A 7,527-nucleotide genomic window follows, 5' to 3' on the forward strand; every position below is an offset into this window, starting at 1 on the left:
AGATCGCCACCGTTCGGACCAGACGGACCCGTAGATTTCTGACGCGCAAGGTCCGCAAAATCTACGCCGCCGTCCAAATCGACAAGCAAGGCTTTTGCCTCGTCTTCTGTTTCGACGAGAATATGCGCGGCACGATATTCGCGCGATGGTTCCGCGCTAGCATAGGTCTCGTTGTAAAATGCTTCGATCGCCTCATCGGTCATCGCCCGTTCGGCCATTTCCTCTAAAGCGGCGCCTGCAAATATCGCGCGAGTTTCGTTTTGCATCTGGATTTGTAGCGCCTTATTCGGCTCACCGACGCTTTGGCGCAACACTTCTTGTTGGATCATTTGCTCCAAAATGCCGGTGAATAACTCATCAACCGGAAGAGTTTGGTATTGCTCGGGCAAAGTTCCGCGCGCGGCAATAACATTGCCCATTGTGATGCTGGATCCATTCACCGTTGCAACTACGGTATCTGCTGAAATCTCTTGCGCAAAGAGCGGCGTTGCGGTGAGCGCGGCCTGCGAGATGACAAGAGCGGCAATAAAATGACGATACTTCATGTGATTTGTCCTTCCTTGCCCGATCATTACGGGGCGCAACGTTGACACTACTCCAATGGCCCCTTACATCGCTTAAGGTCTATAAAGAGGAGCCGTTGCGACCGTTTCTATGGGGTGATGAGCAGCGGAGCAATACCTCCTCTCACACGATCCTGTCAGGACGCATCGAGCGGAGAAAATATGCTAGGCATTGGTACACTTGCGAAAAAGGTCTTCGGCACGCCGAATGACCGCAAAATCAAGGCGACCCGACCTATTGTTGAAAAAATCAACGCTCTGGAAGCAGAGTTTGAGAAACTTGACGATGCAGGCCTGATTGCAAAAACGGACGAGTTTAAAAAGCGTGTGGCAGAAGGCGAAAGCCTTGATGCGATTTTGCCTGAGGCGTTCGCCAACTGTCGCGAAGCGGCGCGGCGTGCGCTTGGCCTGCGGGCTTTTGATACCCAGTTGATGGGTGGTATTTTTCTTCATCAGGGAAATATCGCAGAGATGAAAACGGGCGAGGGCAAAACGCTTGTTGCTACCTTCCCGTCCTATCTCAATGCGCTGACGGGCAAGGGCGTGCACGTTGTGACTGTGAATGACTACCTAGCCACCCGTGACGCGGAATGGATGGCCAAAGTATTCGAAGCGTTGGGTATGACCTGTGCGTCGATCTACGGTCAGCAGCCTGAGGACGAAAAACGCGCGGCCTATGCCTGTGACGTCACCTATGCGACGAATAACGAGCTTGGTTTTGATTACCTGCGCGACAATAGCGCGTCGGATTTGAACCGTGTTGTTCAACGCGGCCACAATTTCGCGATTGTCGACGAGGTTGATTCCATTCTGATCGATGAGGCGCGTACACCGCTTATCATTTCTGGCCCGTCTGATGATCGCTCTGAGCTATACCAAATCATCGACAAGCTCATTCCTGAATTGACTCAAGAGCATTATGAACTTGACGAAAAGACGCGTCAGGTTTCGTTCACTGAAGATGGGAACGAGTTTTTAGAGCAACGCTTGCATGCTGCGGGATTGTTGCCCGAGGGGCAGACGCTTTACGATCCCGAGAGCACGACCATCGTTCATCACGTGAACCAGGGATTGCGGGCGCACAAGTTATTTCAAAACGGCGTGCACTATATCGTGCGTGATGGTCAGGTCGCGCTGATTGACGAGTTTACCGGCCGTATGATGGCTGGGCGTCGTCTCTCCGAGGGACTTCACCAAGCGATTGAAGCTAAAGAGGGCTGTGCTATCCAGCCTGAAAACGTCACGCTTGCATCGGTTACATTCCAAAACTATTTCCGGCTTTACAATACCTTGTCTGGCATGACGGGGACTGCGTTGACCGAAGCGGACGAGTTTATGGAGATCTATAAACTGGGCGTTGTCGAAGTGCCGACAAACCGGCCGATCACACGTAAGGATGATCATGACCGTGTTTACCGTACAGAAGCAGAAAAGTTGGCCGCTGTGGTGCAATCGGTGCGAGACGCCAATGCAAAGGGTCAGCCCGTTCTTGTCGGGACAACATCCATCGAGAAATCAGAAGAGCTATCTGGTCTGCTAACGAAAGAGGGTGTTGAGCACAAAGTTTTGAATGCGCGCCATCACGAAAAAGAAGCGGAAATTGTTGGCGATGCGGGCAAACTCGGTGCGGTGACTATTGCTACAAACATGGCGGGCCGCGGCACGGACATCAAGCTTGGCGGAAACGTCGAGATGAAAGTTATGGAGGCTATTGCAGCCAACCCAGATGCGAATCCAGATGAAATTCGTGCAACGATCCAAGCTGAACACGCCGAAGCTGAAAAAGCCGTTCTTGAGGCCGGTGGTCTGTATGTTTTAGCGACCGAGCGTCACGAAAGCCGCCGTATCGATAACCAGTTGCGTGGGCGATCCGGTCGTCAGGGCGATCCGGGGCGCTCACTTTTCTTCTTGTCGCTCGAAGATGATTTGATGCGCATTTTCGGCTCCGAGCGGCTAGATAAAATGCTATCTTCTCTTGGCATGAAAGAGGGTGAAGCGATCATCCATCCATGGGTGAATAAGTCACTCGAAAAAGCGCAGGCCAAGGTTGAGGGTCGCAATTTCGACATTCGCAAGCAATTGTTGAAATTTGACGATGTGATGAATGACCAGCGCAAAGTGGTCTTTACTCAGCGCCGTGACATCATGGAGTCCTCAAACGTCAGTGAGATTGTGGCGGATATGCGTCACGAAGTGATTGAGGATTTGGTCGAAGCTACAATCCCACCGAAGTCCTATCCTGACCAGTGGGATACAGAAAAACTGTATGTCTCAATCATCGAAGCCCTCAATATGGACGTAAAAGTCAAAGAATGGGCCGAAGAAGAAGGCGTTGACGACGAAGTTATCACGGAGCGCTTGTCAGATGTCACCGACAAAATGATGGCCGAAAAAGAAGCTGCGTTCGGATCGGAGCAGTTCCGCCAGATTGAGAAGCAATTCCTGCTCAATACGATTGACGCAAAATGGCGTGAGCATCTTTTGACGCTTGAGCATTTGCGCTCTGTGATTGGTTTCAGGGGTTACGCGCAACGTGATCCTTTGAACGAGTATAAAAACGAGAGTTTCCAGCTTTTTGAAACGATGCTCGATAGCCTTCGTGGAGAAGTGACAGCAAAGCTTGCGCGTGTGCGTCCAATGACTGAAGAGGAACGCAACACAATGCTTGCGCAGCTTCAGGCCCAGCAATCCCAATTGGCGGGCGACGCGCCACAGCATCAATACCCCAACGCAAAACCTGGCTTTGATGAGGCTGACCCTGAAACATGGGGCGCGCCAGGTCGGAACGACTCTTGCCCATGTGGGTCAGGGCAGAAATTCAAGCATTGTCACGGCGCTGTTTGATTTGATTCCTTGAAAAACGCTATTAAAGGCCGCGTTAATCGCGGCCTTTTTGCACACAACATACAGGTCAGGCCATTGATGCGGTTGAGCTGTCGGTAGGGCGTTGATGTTTCACGCAACAATTTTTCCTCCTGTGAGATTTTGGGTTCACATGCAGGATTGTGATGCTGCTGTCTGGTTTATGCGGTTGAAAAACAATGTCGCAGCAGTGACACTCTTGTAAACTTAGCTGGTGAGTTAGAGCGTTTGGTGGTGGGACTATATGTCGGGTAGATTTAGGCAAGTTTTTTACGCAATGTTGGCCCTGTTTTTGGGAAGCGTTCATCTCGCACAGGCTCAGGATATCGCATTGATTGCCCGCGATGGTTCTGTGGAAATCAACGGTACGTTTCTAGGGTTTGACGGAGAATTTTACCGCGTTGATACAGAGTTTGGAGCTCTGACAGTCGATGCATCGGGCGTCAATTGCGATGGTCCGGGATGTCCGGATTTGTCGTCGTATTTTGCCCATGTCAGATTTTCTGGCGACCCGTGGGCGGTGGATGGATTGTTATCCGCGCTCGTTCAGTCTTTCGCGGCCCGCAGCGATTATGTGACGCGAATAGAGCCTCTAGAGCGCGGGCAGCGTATTACGATGCTAGCCAGTGATACAGGCCCTGTTATGGCCGAGTTCGACCTTTTGCATACCTCTGATGGCGAAGCGTTTGCGGACTTGGCGTCAGAGAATACGGACATGGTGGTGTCACTGCGCGAGGCAACAAATGTTGAGGTTCGTTTTGCCGCTGACGCTGGTGTTGGCGATCTGCGCGATCCTATTCGTGCACGAGTTCTGGCCCTTGACGCGCTGACGCCACTCGTGTCTCGATCCAATACTTTAAATGCAATCTCATTAGAGAGCCTACGCGCAGTTTTAACGGGAAAAGTTCAGAACTGGTCCGAAATCGGCGGTAGCGATGCGCCAATTGCGGTTCATGTCCGGGAACACGATTTTGAGACGCAACATGATGGATTCGATCTGCTGCCCAAGATATCAGAATTTACAGATCAAATGACAACGCATGCCACTGCTATTGGTGTTATAGAGGCCATTGATGAAGATCCTTATGCGATTGGGTTAGGGTTTGTATCCGCGGGTGGGGCGGTCAAAGCGCTTGGTCTGACGGGTGCTTGCGGCTTCTTTGCTTCTGTCGAGGCGGTGGATATAAAGGCAAATGATTACCCACTGACGCTACCTGTGTTTCTATACACTCCAGCACGTAGGCTACCCGCCTTGGCCCGTGAGTTTATTGAGTTTGCAACCTCACCACAGGCGCAAGTCATTATCGCGCGGACGCGGTTTGTTGATCAGTCTGTTGGAGAGTTGTCATTTCGTGATCAAGGACACCGATTCTCAAATGCAATCTCGAATGCCGGTGACGATGTATCTCTTGCCGATCTACAAGATCTGACGAAGCTACTACAAGGGTCCAAGCGGCTCACATTGGGCTTCAGGTTCGAGGGTGGGTCTACGAGGCTAGACGCTCAGTCACGCTCAAACACGCGTCTTTTGGCGCGCCTGTTAAACGCCGGTGTCTATGATGGAAAATCATTAATATTTGCGGGCTTCTCAGACGGGCGCGGGGATGGAGCATCCAATGCGAACCTGTCAAGGCGCCGTGCTGCATCAGTGCTTCGGTCGGTTGTTGACAGTGCCGGGGATGACTTTGACGCTACCCGCACAACCTTTACAACGCTTGGTGTGGGGGAGGCGATGCCTTTGGCATGTGATGACCTTGAGTGGGGTCAGCGACTAAATCGCCGAGTTGAAGTATGGGTAAAGGGATGACGCAAGTGTGGGATATGCCTACAAAAGTCCGTGCCCACGAAAGCTAAATTCCGCGGCTTTTCCGATGATCAAATGGTCATGTAAATTGATGTCCATTGTTGCCGCGGCGTCGCGGATCTGCGTGGTCATCGCGATGTCTGAATCGGATGGTGCCGGATCACCTGATGGGTGGTTGTGAACCAGAATGAGGGCGGAGGCATTCAACTCTAGGGCTCTTTTAATGATTTCGCGAGGATAGACAGGGACATGGTCGACTGTGCCTTGCGCCGCTACTTCGTCCAAAATGAGTCTGTTTTTGCGGTCCAGATAGAGCACATGAAGTCTTTCTGTCCCGCTATGAGATAAAACTGTGTGGCAGTAGTCCACGACTGCATTCCAGCTCGACAGAATGGGCAGTGTTAGAACGCGCGCCCGCGCTAATCTGTGCGCGCTCGCTTCGATAAGCTTGAGTTCTTGGGCGGCTTCCAAGGTCATCCCGTCAATTTGTAAGAGGCGCGCCAATGGTGCCGAAATCGTAGCGTTGTAATCCCCAAACGTATGTAAAAGGCGCTCCACCAATGATCTGACATCGGCGCGAGGCAGCGCACGACCGACCACAAGGTCCAATAGATCAGCGTCTTGCAACGCCGCACCACCACCCGACATTAGCCTATTGTGTAGATCGCGCCTGTGATTGCGCAAGATGCTGGGAAGACGCGCGGGCATTTGAACAGGACGTGCATCGTCGAGGTCAAAGAGCCATTGCGGCATTTGGGGAAAGTCATGGGGAGCGGGTATCTTGGACATCTCAAAATGGTGAAGTGGAATCACTAAATTTTAGGTTAAGGATTTTTTGAATCTGCTGAAACAAAACACTATCGCCGCCGAAAAAAACGAGGCGCCGTAGCGCCCCGTTTTTAATTTTTAGTTTGTCATGCCATCCCAAAAACTCTTTACCTTCTTAAAGAAGGACGAGCTTTCAGGACTGTTGTCCTCACCGAGCTTATCGAACTCGCGCAAGAGCTCCTTTTGCTTGGTGGACAGGTTCACCGGAGTCTCAACGCCGAGCTCTATGAACATATCGCCTTGGCCTGCGCCGCGCAGCATTGGCATTCCTTTTGCTCGAAGGCGCATTTGGCGGCCAGTTTGGCTACCTGCGGGAATTTTGACGCGGCTGCGGCCACCATCGATGGTCGGCACTTCGATGTCCCCACCCAGAGCTGCGGTGGTCATTGAAACGGGAACGGCGCAATGTAGATGCATCCCGTCACGTTCAAAAATCGGGTGCGGCTGTACTTCTATAAAGATGTAGAGATCACCTGTGGGACCACCGCGCAAACCCGCTTCGCCTTCACCTGAGAGGCGAATTCGAGTGCCTGTCTCGACGCCGGAAGGAATGTTGACCGACAATGAACGTTCTTTTTCAACGCGCCCCGCCCCATGACAATCCTTGCACGGATCTTTGATCGTTTGACCTATACCGCCACATGCGGGACATGTGCGTTCAACTGTAAAGAAGCCTTGTTGTGCACGCACTTTGCCCATGCCTGAACATGACGGACAGGTTTGAGGTTCTGCACCGTTCGCTGCGCCTGTCCCAGTGCAGGTTTTGCAGCTGACGGACGTGGGCACATTGATGGTCTTTTGTGATCCCTTATATGCGTCCTCAAGGGAGACGCGCATGTTGTAACGCAAGTCAGAGCCACGTTGCGCGCGAGAGCGTCCACCGCCACCACGTTGCTGCCCCCCCATGAAATCGCCAAATAGATCGTCAAATACGTCAGAGAAAGCAGATGAAAAGTCGCCTTGTCCGTGTCCGCCAAACCCACCGGGACGCCCGCCTCCACCCTGTTCAAATGCCGCATGACCAAATCGATCATATGCTGCCTTTTTCTCAGGATCTTTGAGGGCGTCGTACGCCTCGTTTACTTCTTTGAACTTTGCTTCGGCTTCGGGGTTATCGGCGTTTCGGTCAGGGTGAAACTCCATCGCTTTTTTGCGATAGGCCTTTTTCAACTCACCCGCATCCGCACCTTTTCCGACACCGAGGACTTCGTAATAGTCGCGTTTTGCCATGGATTACACCCTCTTGGAACGCGATGGCCGGCCTGCTCAAGCAGGCCGGCCGATCGGACCCAATCAACGTTTATGAACGCTTGTTGTCGTCCAGATCTTCGAAATCAGCATCGACAATATCATCGTCAACACCAGACGGGCCATCGTCACCCATGTCCATGTCACCATCGCCAGATGCCTCTTGGCTAGACTTGTAGATTGCCTCACCAAGTTTCATCGCAGCTTCGGTAACGTTTTGAA

5 protein-coding genes are annotated in these 7,527 nt (G+C 52.1%); 2 read left to right on the forward strand and 3 right to left on the reverse strand.

The features are described 5' to 3' along the window. Window positions 1–545: peptidylprolyl isomerase (locus ACTG34_RS12805; protein ID WP_439105277.1), on the reverse strand; the 545-nt coding region annotated here is incomplete at its 3' end. 180 nt (window positions 546–725) lie between these two features. On the opposite strand from ACTG34_RS12805, the gene secA reads away from it, so the two are divergent. Together secA and ACTG34_RS12815 are read left to right on the forward strand one after the other, a co-directional pair. Beyond that, the gene (secA, locus tag ACTG34_RS12810; RefSeq protein WP_439105278.1) at window positions 726–3,407 is read left to right on the forward strand and encodes a preprotein translocase subunit SecA; all 2,682 of its coding nucleotides are present in this window, start codon (window positions 726–728) and stop codon (window positions 3,405–3,407) included. 295 nt (window positions 3,408–3,702) lie between these two features. Then, window positions 3,703–5,232: a phosphate ABC transporter substrate-binding/OmpA family protein gene (locus ACTG34_RS12815; RefSeq protein WP_439105279.1), complete on the forward strand. Its 1,530-nt coding sequence runs from the start codon at window positions 3,703–3,705 to the stop codon at window positions 5,230–5,232. Window positions 5,233–5,250: 18 nt separating this feature from the next. Here the strand turns inward: ACTG34_RS12815 and radC are convergent, their stop codons facing one another. Both radC and dnaJ read right to left on the reverse strand, forming a co-directional pair. Next, window positions 5,251–6,018 carry a RadC family protein gene (gene radC, locus ACTG34_RS12820; RefSeq protein WP_439105280.1) on the reverse strand — a complete coding sequence of 256 codons (768 nt, stop codon included), beginning with the start codon at window positions 6,016–6,018 and terminating at the stop codon, window positions 5,251–5,253. A gap of 117 nt (window positions 6,019–6,135) precedes the next feature. Then, entirely contained in the window at window positions 6,136–7,287 is a 1,152-nt protein-coding gene (dnaJ, locus tag ACTG34_RS12825) for a molecular chaperone DnaJ (protein WP_439105281.1), read from the reverse strand. Window positions 7,288–7,527: the final 240 nt, after the last annotated feature.

The organism is Celeribacter marinus, from assembly GCF_965656515.1.
Lineage (GTDB): Bacteria > Pseudomonadota > Alphaproteobacteria > Rhodobacterales > Rhodobacteraceae > Celeribacter > Celeribacter marinus_D.

What these genes read in the sequence shown, in the direction of transcription:
- secA (WP_439105278.1), top strand. Translation starts at nt 726, where the DNA reads ATGCTAGGCATTGGTACACTTGCGAAAAAGGTCTTCGGCACGCCGAAT.
- ACTG34_RS12815 (WP_439105279.1), top strand. Translation starts at nt 3,703, where the DNA reads ATGTTGGCCCTGTTTTTGGGAAGCGTTCATCTCGCACAGGCTCAGGAT.
- radC (WP_439105280.1), bottom strand. Translation starts at nt 6,018, where the DNA reads ATGTCCAAGATACCCGCTCCCCATGACTTTCCCCAAATGCCGCAATGG.
- dnaJ (WP_439105281.1), bottom strand. Translation starts at nt 7,287, where the DNA reads ATGGCAAAACGCGACTATTACGAAGTCCTCGGTGTCGGAAAAGGTGCG.